21 protein-coding genes are annotated in these 15,596 nt (G+C 70.2%); 11 read left to right on the top strand and 10 right to left on the bottom strand.

Features of this window, described 5'->3' with window-relative positions; genetic code table 11:
* Positions 1-3: 3 nt before the first annotated feature.
* Genes ASC54_RS11750 through ASC54_RS11735 form a run of 4 tightly spaced genes read right to left on the bottom strand, consistent with a single transcriptional unit; the run spans position 4 to position 4,176 of the window.
* Positions 4-1,566 (bottom strand): ubiquinol-cytochrome c reductase cytochrome b subunit, encoded by a 1,563-nt coding sequence (locus ASC54_RS11750; RefSeq protein ID WP_082515071.1) that lies wholly within the window; start codon positions 1,564-1,566, stop codon positions 4-6.
* Between the two features lie 50 nt (positions 1,567-1,616).
* Complete coding sequence (locus ASC54_RS11745; RefSeq protein WP_055899188.1) at positions 1,617-2,696, bottom strand: ubiquinol-cytochrome c reductase iron-sulfur subunit; 1,080 nt, start codon at positions 2,694-2,696, stop codon at positions 1,617-1,619.
* A gap of 29 nt (positions 2,697-2,725) precedes the next feature.
* On the bottom strand, positions 2,726-3,520 hold the full coding sequence (locus tag ASC54_RS11740) for a c-type cytochrome (RefSeq protein ID WP_055861497.1): 795 nt from the start codon (positions 3,518-3,520) through the stop codon (positions 2,726-2,728).
* 26 nt (positions 3,521-3,546) lie between these two features.
* A complete protein-coding gene (locus tag ASC54_RS11735; protein ID WP_055861494.1) occupies positions 3,547-4,176 on the bottom strand; it encodes a heme-copper oxidase subunit III in 630 nt (209 codons plus the stop codon).
* 78 nt (positions 4,177-4,254) lie between these two features.
* Between ASC54_RS11735 and trpD the strand changes: the two genes are divergently transcribed.
* A complete protein-coding gene (gene trpD / locus ASC54_RS11730) occupies positions 4,255-5,325 on the top strand; it encodes an anthranilate phosphoribosyltransferase (protein WP_055899184.1) in 1,071 nt (356 codons plus the stop codon).
* A 21-nt stretch (positions 5,326-5,346) separates the two neighbouring features.
* Here the strand turns inward: trpD and ASC54_RS11725 are convergent, their stop codons facing one another.
* Positions 5,347-5,844, bottom strand: a complete 498-nt coding sequence (locus ASC54_RS11725) for an Lrp/AsnC family transcriptional regulator (RefSeq protein ID WP_055899182.1) — start codon at positions 5,842-5,844, stop codon at positions 5,347-5,349.
* A 95-nt stretch (positions 5,845-5,939) separates the two neighbouring features.
* Here ASC54_RS11725 and ASC54_RS11720 point away from each other — a divergent pair, with 95 nt between their 5' ends.
* Positions 5,940-7,178, top strand: coding sequence for a PLP-dependent aspartate aminotransferase family protein (locus ASC54_RS11720; protein WP_055861485.1), 1,239 nt, complete (start codon positions 5,940-5,942; stop codon positions 7,176-7,178).
* 124 nt (positions 7,179-7,302) lie between these two features.
* On the opposite strand, the gene ASC54_RS11715 is transcribed toward ASC54_RS11720, so the two are convergent.
* Both ASC54_RS11715 and ASC54_RS11710 read right to left on the bottom strand, forming a co-directional pair.
* Positions 7,303-7,560 carry a hypothetical protein gene (locus tag ASC54_RS11715; protein ID WP_055861482.1) on the bottom strand — a complete coding sequence of 86 codons (258 nt, stop codon included), beginning with the start codon at positions 7,558-7,560 and terminating at the stop codon, positions 7,303-7,305.
* Between the two features lie 74 nt (positions 7,561-7,634).
* A complete protein-coding gene (locus tag ASC54_RS11710) occupies positions 7,635-8,030 on the bottom strand; it encodes a YchJ family protein (RefSeq protein ID WP_055899178.1) in 396 nt (131 codons plus the stop codon).
* 110 nt (positions 8,031-8,140) lie between these two features.
* On the opposite strand from ASC54_RS11710, the gene ASC54_RS11705 reads away from it, so the two are divergent.
* The 4 genes from ASC54_RS11705 to ASC54_RS11690 are packed head-to-tail and all read left to right on the top strand — an operon-like array spanning position 8,141 to position 9,839.
* Positions 8,141-8,626 (top strand): DUF2975 domain-containing protein, encoded by a 486-nt coding sequence (locus ASC54_RS11705; protein ID WP_055899175.1) that lies wholly within the window; start codon positions 8,141-8,143, stop codon positions 8,624-8,626.
* The gene (locus ASC54_RS11700) at positions 8,626-8,844 is read left to right on the top strand and encodes a helix-turn-helix transcriptional regulator (protein ID WP_055861476.1); all 219 of its coding nucleotides are present in this window, start codon (positions 8,626-8,628) and stop codon (positions 8,842-8,844) included. The genes ASC54_RS11705 and ASC54_RS11700 overlap by 1 nt, the downstream gene beginning before the upstream one ends.
* A 1-nt stretch (position 8,845) precedes the next feature.
* Positions 8,846-9,181, top strand: coding sequence for a YciI family protein (locus ASC54_RS11695; protein ID WP_055899172.1), 336 nt, complete (start codon positions 8,846-8,848; stop codon positions 9,179-9,181).
* A gap of 16 nt (positions 9,182-9,197) precedes the next feature.
* The gene (locus ASC54_RS11690) at positions 9,198-9,839 is read left to right on the top strand and encodes a dihydrofolate reductase family protein (RefSeq protein ID WP_055862141.1); all 642 of its coding nucleotides are present in this window, start codon (positions 9,198-9,200) and stop codon (positions 9,837-9,839) included.
* A 152-nt stretch (positions 9,840-9,991) separates the two neighbouring features.
* Here the strand turns inward: ASC54_RS11690 and ASC54_RS11685 are convergent, their stop codons facing one another.
* The gene (locus ASC54_RS11685; RefSeq protein ID WP_055861470.1) at positions 9,992-10,264 is read right to left on the bottom strand and encodes a hypothetical protein; all 273 of its coding nucleotides are present in this window, start codon (positions 10,262-10,264) and stop codon (positions 9,992-9,994) included.
* A gap of 249 nt (positions 10,265-10,513) precedes the next feature.
* Between ASC54_RS11685 and ASC54_RS11680 the strand changes: the two genes are divergently transcribed.
* Complete coding sequence (locus tag ASC54_RS11680; RefSeq protein ID WP_055899169.1) at positions 10,514-11,569, top strand: TerC family protein; 1,056 nt, start codon at positions 10,514-10,516, stop codon at positions 11,567-11,569.
* Here the strand turns inward: ASC54_RS11680 and ASC54_RS11675 are convergent.
* Together ASC54_RS11675 and ASC54_RS11670 are read right to left on the bottom strand one after the other, a co-directional pair.
* A complete protein-coding gene (locus ASC54_RS11675; protein WP_055899167.1) occupies positions 11,527-11,982 on the bottom strand; it encodes an NUDIX hydrolase in 456 nt (151 codons plus the stop codon). The genes ASC54_RS11680 and ASC54_RS11675 overlap by 43 nt on opposite strands.
* A gap of 4 nt (positions 11,983-11,986) precedes the next feature.
* Positions 11,987-12,733: an SDR family oxidoreductase gene (locus tag ASC54_RS11670; RefSeq protein ID WP_369813331.1), complete on the bottom strand. Its 747-nt coding sequence runs from the start codon at positions 12,731-12,733 to the stop codon at positions 11,987-11,989.
* Positions 12,734-12,869: 136 nt separating this feature from the next.
* Between ASC54_RS11670 and ASC54_RS11665 the strand changes: the two genes are divergently transcribed.
* The 4 genes from ASC54_RS11665 (at position 12,870) to ASC54_RS11650 (ending at position 15,591) form a co-directional block, all read left to right on the top strand.
* Complete coding sequence (locus ASC54_RS11665; protein WP_055862138.1) at positions 12,870-13,352, top strand: NfeD family protein; 483 nt, start codon at positions 12,870-12,872, stop codon at positions 13,350-13,352.
* Positions 13,349-14,305, top strand: a complete 957-nt coding sequence (locus tag ASC54_RS11660; RefSeq protein ID WP_055861458.1) for an SPFH domain-containing protein — start codon at positions 13,349-13,351, stop codon at positions 14,303-14,305. The genes ASC54_RS11665 and ASC54_RS11660 overlap by 4 nt, the downstream gene beginning before the upstream one ends.
* Positions 14,306-15,082, top strand: coding sequence for a glycerophosphodiester phosphodiesterase family protein (locus tag ASC54_RS11655; protein ID WP_055899164.1), 777 nt, complete (start codon positions 14,306-14,308; stop codon positions 15,080-15,082).
* Positions 15,083-15,222: 140 nt separating this feature from the next.
* Complete coding sequence (locus ASC54_RS11650) at positions 15,223-15,591, top strand: RNA polymerase-binding protein RbpA (protein WP_055899161.1); 369 nt, start codon at positions 15,223-15,225, stop codon at positions 15,589-15,591.
* Positions 15,592-15,596: the final 5 nt, after the last annotated feature.

Here is a 15,596-nt window from a genome sequence, read left to right as displayed (position 1 = left end):
GTGCTAGTGGCGCTGCGATTCGAGCTCTCGCTGCGTGACGGGCGAGATGCGGTCCTCGAAGAACCAGCGCGACATGCTCGCGCGGACGCGCTGCCGGGCGGTGATGCGACCGCGGGCGTCGGGGCGCACCATGAGCGGCTGGTACTCCTCGTAGCTCACGAGCTTCCAGCGCTCGTAGTCGTCGAGCTGCTCGTGGACCTCGATGTACTCGCCGCCCGGGAGGCGGACGATGCGGCCCGACTCGTAGCCGTGGAGCGCGATCTCGCGGTCCTTCCTCATGAGCGCGAGGCAGACGCGCTTCGTGACGAAGTAGGCGATGAACGGGCCGACGACCGTCACGAACTGCAGGGTGTGGATGACACCCTCGATCGAGAGGCGGAAGTGCGTCGCGATGAGGTCGGAGCTCGCCGCGGCCCAGAGGCCCGCGTAGAACGTGACGCCGGCCGCGCCGATCGCGGTGCGGGTCGGGTTGTTGCGCGGGCGCTCGGCGATGTGGTGCTCGCGCTTGTCGCCCGTGACCCACGCCTCGAGGAACGGGTACAGGGCAGCGGCGGCGAGGAAGACCAGCAGGCCGACGAGCGGGATGAGGACGTTGAACGACACCGTGTAGCCGAACACCACGATCTCCAGGCCCGGCGGGATCAGGCGCAGGGCGCCGTCGGCGAAGCCGATGTACCAGTCGGGCTGCGTTCCCGCGGACACCGGGGAGGGGTCGTAGGGGCCGTAGTTCCAGATCGGGTTGATCGTGAACAGCGACGCGATGAGCACGATGACGCCGAAGACGATGAAGAAGAAGCCACCGGCCTTCGCGGCGAACACCGGCATGACCGGGGCGCCGACGACGTTGTCGTTCGTGCGGCCGGGGCCGGCGAACTGGGTGTGCTTGTTCACGATCAGGAGGACCATGTGCGCGCCGATGAGGGCGACCAGGATCGCCGGCAGCAGCAGGATGTGCAGCACGTAGAGGCGGGGGATGATGTCGGTGCCCGGGAACTCGTCGCCGAACAGCAGGTAGGAGATCCAGCCGCCGGCGAGGGGTACGGCCTTGATCATGCCGTCGATGATGCGCAGACCGTTTCCGGAGAGCAGGTCGTCGGGGAGCGAGTAGCCCGTGAAGCCGAGAGCCATCGCGAGCACGAAGAGGAGGAACCCGATGACCCAGTTGAGCTCGCGCGGCTTGCGGAAGGCGCCGGTGAAGAACACGCGCAGCATGTGCAGCCCGATGGAGGCGACGAACAGGAGCGCCGCCCAGTGATGCACCTGGCGCATGAGCAGGCCGCCGCGGATCTCGAACGAGATGTCGAGCGAGGAGTGGTACGCGACCGACATCGGGATGCCCTGGAGCGGGACGTAGGAGCCCTCGTACTCGACCTCGGTCATGGAGGGGTCGAAGAAGAAGGTCAGGAACGTGCCGCTGAGCAGGATGACGACGAAGCTGTACAGCGCCACCTCGCCGAGCATGAACGACCAGTGATCGGGGAAGATCTTGCGACCCAGCGCCTTGACGGCCGTCGAGGCGCTCGTGCGCTCATCGATGTAGTTCGCCGCCCACCCGGTGAAACGCATGCCGCGCGACGGCGCGACAGCGGCCGGTGCGACGGGCTCAGTTGCGGTACTCACAGTGCACGCTCCCAGAAGCTCGGACCCACAGGTTCGGTGAAGTCGCTCTTGGCGACGAGGTAACCCTCTTCATCCACAGTGATCGGGAGCTGGGGAAGGGGGCGCGCCGCCGGTCCGAAGATGACTTCGGCGTGGTTGGCCACGTCGAACTCGGACTGGTGGCAGGGGCACAGCAGGTGGTGGGTCTGCTGCTCGTACAGCGCGACGGGGCAGCCGACGTGCGTACAGATCTTGGAGTAGGCGACGATGCCGTCGTAGGACCAGTCCTTGCGGTCCTCGCGCTCGTTGAGCCGGTCGAGGGGGAGGCGCATGAGGAGGACGGCGGCCTTGGCCTTCTCCTCCAGCTTGTGCGACTCGAGCTCGGCGAGACCCTCGGGGATGACGTGGAACGCGGCGCCGATCGTGACGTCGGAGGCCTTGATCGGCGTGCCGGAGGGGTCGCGGGTGAGTCGCACGCCCTCCTCCCACATCGTGTGCTTCAGCAGCGCGATCGGATCCTCCGCCGGCGCCAGGTCGCGGAAGATCGCGATCGCCGGGATGGGGGTCGCCACGAGCGCGCCGATGAGGGTGTTGCGGACGAGGCTGCGACGGGTGAAGCCCGACTCGGCGTTGCCGGCCTGGAAGATCTCGACGGCCTTGGCCCGGGTCTCGTCGGAGCCGCGCGTGCCGTGGCGCTCCTCCACGAGCTCGTGCCCGTGCATGAGGGCCTTGGACCAGTGGACCGCGCCGATGCCGATGCCGAGGAGGCCGAGCGTGATGCCGAGGCCGAGGAAGAGGTTGTTGAGGCGGATGGTGCTCGGGTCGCCCTCGACGATCGGGAAGGCGACGTAGGCGACGACCGCGAGCACGCTCCCGACGACCGAGAGCAGGAAGAGCCCGGACACCGTGCGCTCCGCGGAGCGCTCCTTCGCGGGGTCGAGATCCGTGACGCGCTGGCGCTCCGGCGGGAAGCCGGGGTTGGAGATCCGATCGGCGCGCTCCACGGCGACCCCGGGGGATGCGCTGCTCGCGTGCTTCTCGACAGCCGTCTCCGCGGCCTCGCCGCCGGTCGCGCCGCCGTGAACGTCCGCCATCATCGTCCTTTCCTAACCTGCTGCACGGGCCGTCAGTTGGACTTCGCGGTGAGCCAGATGGTCACTGCGACGAGTCCGCCGAGGCCGAAGATCCAGATGAAGAGCCCCTCCGACACCGGGCCGAGCGCGCCGAGGTCGAAGCCGCCGACGGACGGGGTCTCCTCGATGTACTGCAGGTAGGTGATGATGTCGTTCTTCTCTTCGGGAGTGAGGTTCAGGTCGCTGAACACGGGCATGTTCTGCGGACCGGTCGCCATCGCGCCGTAGATGTGCACCGGGTCCACGCCCGCGAGGTTCGGAGCGTACTTGCCCTCGGTGAGCGCACCGCCCGCGCCGGCGACGTTGTGGCACATGGCGCAGTTGATTCGGAAGAGCTCGGCGCCGACCGCCGCGTCGCCATCGCCGGCGAGGTAGCGCTCCGGCGGGACCGCCGGGCCGGGAGCGAGCGACGCGACCCAGGCGCCCATCGCGTCGATCTGCTCCTGCGTGAACTGCACGGGCTTGACCTCGGCCTGCGGGCCGGAGGCGGCCATGGGCATGCGGCCGGTGCCGACCTGGAAGTCGACGGCGAGGGCACCCACGCCGATGATCGACGGGCCGGCCTCGGTGCCCGCGCCCTGGAGACCGTGGCAGCTCGCGCAGTTCGCGGCGAAGAGCTTGCCGCCGTCCTCGACGAGCTGCTCGCTCGCCGCGGTGGTCTCGGCCGTTGCCGAGGTCGTGGCGAGCGCGTAGGCGCCGCCGGTCGCGAGGAGGCCGACGACCAGCAGGGCGGCCGTCGCCAGCGGGTGCCGGCGGCCGGAGCGACGTGCGGGGGAGGTGGATGCCATGGTGTGCTGCGTCTCGATTCGATTGCTCATTGGAGGACGTAGATGACGAGGAAGAGGCCGATCCAGACGACGTCGACGAAGTGCCAGTAGTACGACACGACGATCGCGCTGGTGGCGTCGCGGTGGGTGAAGACCTTGACCGAGTAGGCCCGGCCGATGACGAGGAGGAAGGCGATCAGACCGCCTGTGACGTGGAGGCCGTGGAAGCCGGTCGTCAGGTAGAACGCCGAGCCGAACGCGTCGGAGGTGAGCGAGACGTGCTCGCTGACGAGGATCGCGTACTCGTAGACCTGGCCGATGACGAAGACCGCACCCATGGCGTAGGTGAGGAAGAACCACTCGATCATCCCCCACTGCGTGGGCTTCCAGCCGGTGCGGCGGGCCTGCAGCCGCTCGGCCGCGAAGACGCCGAACTGGGCCGTCACGCTCGAGAGCACGAGGATGGTCGTATTGACGGCCGCGAAGGGGACGTTGAAGACCTCGGTGCCCGCCTCCCACAGCTCGGGCGACGTCGACCGCAGCGTGAAGTAGATCGCGAAGAGGCCGGCGAAGAACATGACCTCGCTGCCGAGCCAGACGATCGTGCCGACGGCAACGATGTTGGGTCGGTTGATCGTGGGAGCGGTGAGAGATCTCGACAGAGAGGTGCTGGTCACCTCTTCATTATGACGGATGCCCGGGGCACTTCTTGCCCGTCGACATGCCTTCTCGCGGCGATTCACTAGCCTTTACCCATGTCTGCCGCCCCGACCTGGCCCGCTCTGCTCGCTCGACTGCTCGACGGGGAGGATCTGAGCATCGCCGAGGCGGCCTGGGCCATGGAGCAGGTCATGCAGGGGGAGGCCACCCCCGCCCAGCTGGCGGGCTTCCTGATCGCCCTGCGGGCGAAGGGCGAGACGGTCGACGAGTTCGTGGGATTCCGCGACGCGGCTCTCGCCCACGCCCGCACGATCGACATCGATCCGATGGCGCTCGACATCGTGGGAACCGGCGGAGACCCCTTCGGCGCCGTCGTGAACGTCTCCTCGATCGCGTCGATCGTGGTCGCCGGCGCGGGCGTCCCCGTCGCCAAGCACGGCAACCGCGGCGCGAGCAGCGCCTCCGGCGCATCCGACGTGCTGAGCGAGCTCGGCATCGACCTCGCGCTCGAGCCCGACGACGTCGCACGCGTCTTCCGCGAGGTGGGGCTGACCTTCCTCCACGCGCAGACCTTCCACCCCGGCTTCCGGCATGCGGGGCCGGTGCGCCGCGAGCTGGGCGTGTCGACCCTCTTCAACATCCTCGGCCCGCTGGTGAACCCCGCGCGGCCGGAGGCCTCGGCGGTCGGGGTCGCGAATCTGGACCGCGTGCCGCTCGTGGTCGGCGTCTTCCGCACCCGGGGCGCGACCGCCCTCGTGTACCGCGGCGACGACGGGATCGACAAGCTGACGACGACGGGCCACTCGCACATGTGGGAGGTCTCCCGCGGCTCGGTGACGGAGCACGACATCGACCCGCGCGAGCTCGGCATCCCGCACAGCCCGATCGAGGGGATCCTCGGCGCGGGCCCGGCGCACAACGCCGCACTCGCTCGCGGCGTCCTCGCCGGGGAGGCCGGCCCGGTGCGTGACATCGTGCTGCTCAACGCCGCAGCCGGGCTCGTGTCGTTCCGACTCGCGCAGGATCCCTCGCAGCTCACGCGGCCGATCGTCGAGCGTCTGCGCGAGCAGCTGCAGGTCGCGGCCGACGTCGTCGACTCCGGGCGCGCTGCGCGCATGCTTCAGGAGTGGTCCGCCGCGACGCGGTCCGTCGCCGATCGCTCCTGACGGCCCCGCGCGAGCGAGGGGTCAGGACCGGGGGAGCAGGCCCGCACCGTCGATGACCTCGAAGACCAGCTGCGTCTCGGTGTGCCGCACGCCCGGGTGCACCTGCAGGTGCTCGAGCACGAGGTCGCGCAGGGCGGCGGCCGACTCGACGGCGACGTGCAGGAGGTAGTCGTCGGCCCCCGCGACGTGGAAGATCCGCACAACGTTCGGGATGTCGCGCAGGCGCGACTGGAACGCCTGCACCTGGTCGCGCGAGTGGCTCGCGAGACGGACGGTGATCACGGCCTCGAGCCCCAGCCCCAGAGCGGCCGGGTCGATCTGGGCGCGGAACCGGCGGATGACGCCCGACTCGCGGAGGACGCGCAGGCGCTGGCTGCAGGTCGACTCGGCGACCCCGACGCGCTCGGCGAGCGCGGCGTTCGTGAGCCGCCCGTTCGCATCGAGCTCGGCGAGCATCGCGAGGTCGACGGCATCGAGCGGCGCGGCTCGCGGGATCTTCGACGAGGGACGAGCATCCATGCCCCCATCATGCAGGAGATTCGACTGATCGAGGATGATCCGCGGAAGATTCGGGGGACGTTGTCTTCAATCGCAGGAGAGTCCACTGTGGGCGCATGGACGATGCTGTCGCTTTCGAGACTCTTGCCGTGCACGCCGGGCGGGAGGACCTCGCCGCGATGGGCGTCCACGCCCTGCCGATCGATCTCTCGACCACGAACCCGCTGCCTGACGTCGAGCTCGGCGGCGGCTCGTACGAGTCGATGGCGACGGGGCATCGCCCCACCGAAGGCGGCAACGTCTACGCCCGTCTGTGGAACCCCACGGTCGCGCGCTTCGAGGAGGCGCTCGCGCAGCTCGAGCGCACGGACGCCTCCGTCGCCTTCGCCTCGGGGATGGCGGCGTTCACCGCAGCCGTCATGGCTGCCGCCAACCGGGGTCGCGGTCGGCACGTCGTCGCCGTCCGCCCCCTCTACGGCGGCACCGATCACCTGCTCGCCTCGGGCCTGCTGAGCGTCGAGACGACGTTCACGACGGCCGAGGGCGTCGCCGCGGCGATGCGCCCCGACACGTGCCTCGTCGTCGTCGAGACCCCCGCGAACCCCACGCTCGAGCTCGTCGACATCGCCGCGGTCGTCGGCGCGGCTGGCGATGCTCCCGTGCTCGTCGACAACACCTTCGCGACCCCGGTGCTGCAGAACCCGGCCGATCAGGGCGCCGCGCTCGTGCTGCACAGCGCGACGAAGTACCTCGGCGGGCACGGGGACGTCATCGGCGGCGTCATCGCGTGCTCGGAGGAGTGGGCGACGGCGATCCGCCCCGTGCGCGCGATCACGGGCGGACTGCTGCACCCGCTCGGCGCCTACCTGCTGCACCGCGGTCTGCCGACCCTCGCCCTGCGCGTCCGCGCGCAGCAGGACTCGGCGCGCACCCTCGCCGACCGGCTCTCGAGCCACGGCGCGATCGCGCACGTGCACTACCCGGGGCTCGGCGACAGCGACCCGAGCGGACTCATCGGCCGGCAGATGCGCGGGCCCGGCGCGATGCTCGCGATCGAGCTCGCCGGCGGACTCGCCGCGGCTGAGTCGACCATCGCGGAGCTCGGACTCTTCACCCACGCGGTCTCGCTCGGCGGCGTCGACTCGCTCGTGCAGCACCCCGCCTCGCTCACCCACCGACCCGTCGCACCCGAGGCACGCCCGGGCGCGGGGATCCTGCGCCTGTCGATCGGGCTCGAGAGCGTCGAGGATCTCTGGCTGGACCTCGATCGCGCGCTCTCGACGGCGACGGGAGGGCGCTCGGCGGCCGCGGGCATCCGCGTCGACGGCGCGTCGGTCGCGGCCGGCGCCCGCTGACCGGAGCGCCCCTGCGCCCGACGTCGACTGCGCGCCCGGACGCGACGACGCCCCGACCGTCGGGCGGTCGGGGCGTCGCTCGGCTCGCTGCCGGTCGTCGAGGCCGCGCGAGCAGTCGGTGCCGCTAGCGGTTCGAGGACCGCTCGGAAGGGTTGCCGCTCGTCTCGAGGCAGTTCGAGGCGCCCGAGGTGCCCATATGCGGGCCGGGGTTGCCGCCCTCGGCGTGGTCGACGAGGCGGACGTGAGCGCCGAACCACGAGAAGCCGGGCGAGGTGCCCGTCGAGTCGACGCAGTGGGCGGCGGATGCGGCGCTCGCGCCGCCGAGGACGAGTCCGGTCGCGACGAGGGCCGTCGCGAACGCGGTGGAGAGGACCTTCTTCATTGAAACCTCCGAGAGTGGGGGAGCGGATGGTGCTGGCATCCTCTCTTCGGAGCGACCGGACCCCCGGATGGGGGTCAGCTCTCGGCGAGGTAGAACCAGCGGCCGTCGTCGCGGCGGAACGCGCTGACCTCGTTCTGCACTCCGGCGCCGTCGGGGGAGCGGTAGTGGGCGTCGAAGGCGACGACGCCGTCGCGATCGAGCGGGCCGCCGCGCTCGGTGCGCAGGACGTCGAGCCGGTACCACCGCATCGAGGCGTCGAGCTCGAGCGTCGCGGGCCGGGTCGAGGGATGCCACGTCGCGAGCAGGTAGGCGGCATCGCCGACCGCGAACGCCGAGAACCGCGAGCGCATGAGCTGCTCGGCCGTGGGCGCGGCGCGCTCGCGCCGGTGGAGCGGACCGCAGCACTCGTCGTACGTGAGCCCGGAGCCGCAGGGGCAGCGGCGCGGGGCGGTCGGGTCGGCGGCGGGCACGAGTCGAGCCTAGGAGCCGGGGAGGGGCCGGGCAGGGGAGCGGCAGGGACGACTCTTGCGATATATATTGAAGAACAATAGGTTATGACTGTCGATCGATAGGAAGTCTCGTGAACCCGGCACTGATTCTCGTCACCCGCGTGATCCTCGCGCTGTCCCTTCTCGGGTCGGTCCTCGTGCAGGTGGTCATCCTGCCGCTCGTCTGGGCCGATCTCGCGGGGGAGGCGTTCGGGGGGCGCATCCTGCTCGTCGCGATCGCCGCGCTGAGCATCCTGTGCCTGCAGGTCGGCGCGATCGGAGTGTGGCGGCTGCTCGGCCTCGTGCGTCACGGCTCGGTCTTCAGCGCCGCGGCGTTCCGCTGGGTCGACGTCATCATCGGCGCGATCGTCGTTCTGTCGGCGCTCGTGCTCGTCCTCGCGATCGCGCTCGCTCCGGGGGAGGTCGCGCCGGGCGTCGTCGGGCTGCTGTGCGGGGCGTCGCTCGTCATCGCGGGCGTCGCGCTCGTCGTCGTCGTGATGCGCGCCCTGCTCGCCCAGGCGATCGCGCGAGAGCAAGAGGCGCGCGAGCTGCGCTCCGAGCTCGACGAGGTGATCTGATGCCGATCGTCGTCGACGTCGACGTCATGCTCGCCCGCCGCAAGATGCCCGTCGGAGTGCTCGCGGAGCGCGTCGGCATCACGCCCGCCAACCTCGCGGTGCTCAAGAACGGTCGCGCGAAGGCCGTGCGGTTCAGCACGCTGGATTCCCTGTGCGCGGCTCTCGACTGCCAGCCGGGGGATGTGCTTCGCTGGGTGCCCGACGACGAAGGAGTCTGACGTGCACTTCCTGATCTCGGTCATCGACGACACGAGCGGATCGGCCACCGGCGGCGAGGCCGCGGCGATCGACTCCTTCAATGACGCGCTCAGGGCGGGCGGTCACTGGGTCGTCGCCGGCGGCATCGCCGCGCCCGCGGAGGCGGCCGTGATCGACGCGCGCGGGGGAGACCCGGAGGTCCGGCCCGGGCCGCTCCACGACACGCGCGAGTACGTCGCCGGATTCTGGGTCATCGGGGCGCCCGATCGGGATGCCGCTCTCGCGCTCGCGACGCGGGCATCCCGCGCCTGCAGCCGACGCGTGGAGCTGCGGCCGCTGCTCGGGCTCGCCGACTGAGGGAAGGAATTGCGCCATAGTGGTCCGCCTTGACCTGAACATCTCGCTCGACGGCGTCGCGAAGCCCGCCGACCCGAGCCCGGAGAACCCGATGGGGGAGGACTGGGGTCGGCTCGTCGCGGCCTACATCGCCACGCGGACCTTCCGCGAGCGGGTCCTGCACGACCCGACGGGCGCGGGCACGACGGGCGTCGACGACCGCTACGCGTCCGCCTACTTCGACGAGGTGGGCGCCGAGATCATGGGGGCGGGGATGTTCGGCCTCCACGCCTTCCCGGACGACCCGGACTGGCGCGGCTGGTGGGGCGACGAGCCGCCGTTCCGCGTGCCCGTGCTCGTGCTGACCCATCGCGAGCGCGCGCCGATCGAGTTCGAGAACGGGACGCGGTTCGAGTTCCTGGCGGCGAGCCCGGAGGATGCGCTCGCGCGTGCCCGGCGGCTCGCGGGCGACGCCGACATCCGGATCGGCGGAGGGCTCGGCGTCGCGCGCGCGTTCCTCGCCGCGGATCTCGTCGACCGGCTGCACGTCGGCATCGCGCCGATCGTGCTCGGGCGCGGCGGGCGGCTGTGGGACGATCTGCGGCGACTCGACGAGGGCCGCACTGTCACGAGCGAGGTCGCCGAGAGCGGAGTCGTCCACGTCACGATCGCGCGCTGAGCCGTGCCGCCGCTGTCAGCTAGCTGACATAATGATGATTATCGGAAACTGGGTCGGCGCAACGACGAGGGTCGGATTCACGAGCTCACCATCGGGCATGGGCCGGGACTAGCGCCGCTCAGCCGCGAAAAGCGAGCAAGTCTTCGGTGTGGTCATGAAAGGGGCGACGGCCCCTGCGCCGTGGGCGGTGATCCTGGGCGGTGTCCGAGCGAGAACCACGCCAGGACGCCGAGCGGACCACCGATGATGACGACGACGATCCAGGCGGTGACTCCCCGGACGCCCAGCCGTTCCACCTGACGCTGGATCGAGCGGATGGCGATCGCGAGCATGACGAACCAGGCGATCAGGATGACCGAGAGCGGCGAGTCGAAGAACGCCGGCACGGTCGGCTCGAGGTCGTACTGCGTGGCCTGGACGGTCATCCGTTCATCACACCATCGGATCGGCCCGCCCAGGTGACCCGAGAGCGAGAATCCGCCGAGAGGATCGCTCCGGATGCGCTCGGAAAGCCTGAAGTGTGGTTCACTCGTTCTCGGAGGGGAGTATCCCCGACCCGCGTCGCGTCGTCATTACGTTCCGTCCGCACGGATCCGGCGCCACGGGCCGAATCTGACCGTTCTGGCCGGGAAAGACCTCCTGAATCGCCTCATCGACCATTCAGGAGCTCCGTCATGGACGTACCCCTCTGGCTGTGGTTCGCCGTTCTCGGCGTCATCATCGCCATGCTCGCGATCGATCTCTTCGCCCACCGCAAGGCCCACGTCATCGGCGTGCGCGAGGCCGCCGTGTGGTCCATCATCTGGGTGACGCTCGGCGTCGCCTTCGGCGGCTACATCTGGGCCGAGTACGGCGCCGAGCTCGGGCAGCAGTACTACGCCGGCTACCTCATCGAGAAGTCGCTCGCCGTCGACAACGTGTTCGTGTGGGCGATCATCTTCGCCTTCTTCCACGTGCCCCGCGAGTACCAGCACCGCGTGCTGTTCCTCGGCGTGCTCGGCGCGCTCGTCTTCCGCGGCATCTTCATCGCCCTCGGCGCGGTGCTCATCGACCAGTTCTCCTGGATCCTCTACCTGTTCGCGGCGTTCCTGCTCTACACCGGCTGGATGATGATCCGGAAGCGCAACGAGCACATGGACGTCGCGAACTCGACGATCCTCAAGGTCTTCCGCCGGGCGATCCCGATGACCGACGCGTACCACGGTCAGAGGTTCCTCATCCGCAAGGCCGGCGTGATCGTCGCCACTCCCCTGCTCGCCGTGCTCGTGCTCGTGGAGGTGACCGACATCATCTTCGCGATCGACTCCATCCCCGCCATCTTCGGGATCACGAGCGAGCCGTTCATCGTCTTCACCGCGAACGCCTTCGCGATCCTGGGGCTGCGGGCGATGTACTTCCTGCTCGCCGACCTCATGCACCGCTTCGTCTACCTCAAGCTGGGCCTGGCGTTCGTCCTGATCTGGGTGGGTATCAAGATGCTGCTGCTGGACGTCTACAAGATCCCCACGAGCGTCTCACTCGCGGTCGTCGCCCTCATCATCACCGTCTCGATCGTCGCGAGCCTCCGGGCGACGCGCGGCCAGAGTCGCCACGAGATCGTCGTCGAGAACGCTCCCCCGTTCCGCGTCGCGACCGCGGAGGAGATGGCGGAGGCCGAGCCGGTGTGGCGCCGACCGTCGCGCGACGATCAGGACGCGGAGATCGAGCGCAGCAGCCGCGGCAGGTCGTAGGGCTCGAAGGGCTGGCCGGTGGCGAGCAGCTCGTCCGCGGTGAACCACCCGTGCGCGGTCACGTCGACGTGCTCGTCGTCGGTCCAGTTCGTCGACACCGGCTCGAAGCGCTCGCAGCGCAGAAGAAAGTACTCGGCGTGACCGCGGTCGTGATCCGCGGCATCCCACGTCACCTCGAAGTCGAGGCTCCACACCGGCTCGCCGACGCTCTCGACCACGAGCCCCGTCTCCTCGAACAGCTCGCGGATCGCCGCCTGCTCGTGCGACTCCCCCGGGTCCACTCCCCCGCCGGGGGTGATCCAGCGGGCGAATCGCGTCGTGTCGGGCGAGGCCGTGAGGAACAGCAGCGCGGCCCCCGAGGGGTCCACGAGCAGAATGCGGGATGTCCGGCGCAGGCCCGGCGTCGGGGCCACGGCGCTACTCCCCCGCGGTCGGCGCGTACTCGGTGAAGTAGGCCACGTCGCCCACGAGACGCGTGCTGTCCGCGGGGACCGGGTCGACGGCGGCCCGGGCGACCTCGGCGGCGAACTCGCTCACGTTGTAGAGCTTCCCCACGGCCTCCTTGCGGGCCTCGATGGCTCCCGGGTTCGCGCGATCGAGGAGCGTCGCGGTGACCGTGCCCTCGATCATGTCGCCGGAGACGACGGTGAAGCCGATGCCGGCGGCCTCGAGCTGAGGGATGAACTCGCGCAGGGCATCCTCACCCGCTCGCTTCGACAGCGCGACCGGCTCGTACTCGGGCATCGTCGGCACGGTGCGGATGAAGTGCGCCTGGTGGCTCGTGACGAACACGATGCGCGCGCCCTCGTGGAGCAGCGGGAGGGCCTTCGTGAGGACGGTGACCTGCGCGTCGCGGTTGAGGCGCAGCGCGTAGTCCTCGCCCATGCCGGCCTCCATGCCGCCCGAGGCGTTGAGCACGAGGATGTCGATGCGCCCGAAGCGATCCTGCACCTGCTGCATCATCGCCTCGACCGACGCCGGATCGGTCAGGTCGGCGCCGACGGCGAGACCCTCGGTGCCGCCGGCCTCGAGCTCGGCGAGCAGCTTCTCGGCGCGCGGCGCCTTCGAGCGGTAGTTGATGACGACGTTCGCGCCCGCGGCGGCGAAGAAGCGCACGGTGTCGGCGCCGATGCCGCGGGAGGAGCCGGTGACGAGAGCGGTCATGCCGGCGAGCGAGCCGGCGGCGAGGGGGCTGTTCACGAGTCTCGACACTACCGGTCTTCCGGCGCCGTGTCGGGCCCGGAGGAGCGTCGGAGGGCGGTGATAGCGTGAGGAACAATCGACCGTGGAAGAGGCGCCGTTGCCCGACATCGTTCAGTACCTCTGGATCATCTGGATCGTGTTCGCGCTCGTCTGCGTGATCATCGAGCTGCTGACGCTCGAGTTCACCTTCCTCATGATCGCCGCCGGCAGTCTCATCGGCGGGCTGGGCACGAATCTCGCCGGCGGCGAGTGGTGGCTGCAGATCGGCCTCGCCGCGGTGATCTCGGCCCTGCTGCTGTTCACGATCCGACCGCTGCTGCTGAAGACCCTCCGGCGGGGCGGCGATGAGCGCGGGGCGCTCACCAACGTGGATGCCCTGCGCGGGATGCGCGGGCGCGTCACGACCGACTTCCGCGACGGCACGGGCTACGTCCGCCTCAGCAACGGCGAGACCTGGACCTCCCGGCTCGACGCCGCGCACGAGACCATCACCCTCACCGAGGGCGACCGCGTGGTCGTCACCCGGATCGACGGGGCGACCGCCGAGGTCGCACCCGAGGAAAGGAGCACCACCGCGTGATCAGTCCCTCCGAGTTCATCGGGCAGCTCTTCGTGGTCGCCCTCCTGGTCGTCCTCGGCATCTTCGTCGTCGTGGTGCTGCTGCGGTCGATCCGCATCGTGCCGCAGGCGTACGCGGGCGTCGTCGAGCGCCTCGGCCGGTACCACAAGACGCTCAACCCGGGCCTCAACCTGCTCGTGCCCTTCATCGACCGGCTCCGGCCGCTCGTGGACATGCGCGAGCAGGTCGTCTCCTTCCCGCCGCAGCCCGTCATCACCGAGGACAACCTCGTCGTCTCGATCGACACCGTCATCTACTTCCAGGTGACCGACGCGCGTGCGGCGACCTACGAGATCGCGAACTACCTCGCCGGCGTCGAGCAGCTCACGGTCACGACCCTTCGCAACGTCGTCGGCGGCCTCAACCTCGAGGAGGCGCTCACGAGCCGCGACAACATCAACGGTCAGCTCCGCGTCGTCCTCGACGAGGCGACCGGCAAGTGGGGGCTCCGGGTCAACCGCGTCGAGCTCAAGGCGATCGACCCGCCCGCGAGCATCCAGGACTCGATGGAGAAGCAGATGCGCGCCGAGCGCGACCGCCGCGCCGTCATCCTCACCGCCGAGGGCACGAAGCAGTCGCAGATCCTCGAGGCCGAGGGCGCGCGGCAGTCGGCCATCCTCAAGGCCGAGGGTGACGCGAAGGCGCAGATCCTCCGGGCCGAGGCCGAGGCCGAGGCGATCAAGACGGTCTTCGCGGCGATCCACGTCGGCGACCCCGACCCGAAGCTCCTCGCCTACCAGTACCTGCAGACGCTGCCGAAGCTCGCCGAGGGCGCATCGAACAAGATGTGGATCATTCCGAGCGAGCTCACCGAGGCGCTCAAGGGCGTGACGAACGGCTTCGGCATGGGCGGCGGCGCACCGCGCCCGAGCGCCCCGCACACGGACCCGGTTCCCCCGGGGGCGACGTCGTAGGTGCGGTCGGAGTCGGCTGAGGCGTACTTCTCGCCCGCGCGCCCCCGAGTGCTCGCGCACCGGGGGCTCGCGGTCGACGCGCCGGAGAACACGCTGCTCGCGTTCGCGCACGCCCTCGCGCTCGGCGTCGATCACGTCGAGACCGACGTCCACGCCTCGAGCGACGGGGTCGCGATCGTCTCGCACGACCCCGAGCTCGATCGGGTCGCGGGTCTCGCCGGCCGGGTCTCCGAGCTCACGGCCGCCCAGCTGCAGGGCATCGACCTCGGCGAGGGCCAGGGCTTCGCGACGCTCGCCGAGGCCCTCGAGGCGTTCCCCGACGCGCGGTTCAACATCGATCTGAAGAGCATGGATGCCGTCGCCCCCGCCGTCGACGCCGTCCGGCAGACGCGCGCCCACGATCGCGTCCTCCTCACCTCGTTCAGCGAGCGTCGCCGTGCGGCGGCCCTGCGGCTCCTGCCCGACGTCGCGACGAGCGCCTCGGGCCCGCGCTTCGCCGCCGCCCTGTTCGCCGCGCGCCTCGGTCTCGTCCCGCTCGTGCGACGGGCGCTCGAGGGCATCCACGCGGTGCAGATCCCGCTCCGCGCCGCGGGGCTCGAGACCACCGCTCCCCCGCTGCTGCGCGCCTTCCAGTCCGCGGGCGTCGAGGTCCACGTGTGGACGATCAACGACCCCGCCGTCATGGCGAGCCTGCTCGATCGCGGCGTCGACGGCATCGTCACCGACCGTGCCGACCTCGCGATGGCGCTCATCCGGGAGCGCGACCCCGACCGCTGACCACCCTTTCCCGATCGTCGACGTAGGGGCGCGTGACACTGGCAATGGTCTGGGAAAGGCGTTCCTCGACTCGACCGCGCACCCCTGACGGGTCTATACCTTTACATGGATTCGGGTACGCGACGAGAGGGGAGAGCACGATGGCCGATCGGACTCTGCGAGGCATGCGCCTCGGATCTCAGAGCATGCAGAGCGAGGAGGGCGTCGAGTTCGCCTCCCGCCAGCGAGCGCAGTACCTGACCACCGATGGCGAGCTGTTCGAGGTCGTATTCTCCGCCGACGCCGAGCTCCCCGACACGTGGGAGTCGCCGAAGTCCGGCCGCGAGGGCGTCCTCCTCGCCCCCGATGGCACCCCGATCGACATCGTCCAGGCCGACGTGAAGGCCGCCCGCACGCACTGGGACATGCTGCTCGAGCGCCGCTCGATCGCCGAGCTCGAGGAGCTCCTCGAGGAGCGCCTGCAGCTCCTCCGCCAGCGTCGCGGCACCGACGAGCGCCTCGGCGCGTAGCCCGC

The organism is Yonghaparkia sp. Root332 (genome assembly GCF_001425665.1).
Lineage (GTDB): Bacteria > Actinomycetota > Actinomycetes > Actinomycetales > Microbacteriaceae > Microcella.
Note: the sequence above shows the minus strand (reverse complement) of the source record. Positions and strands in the feature narration are given on the sequence as shown.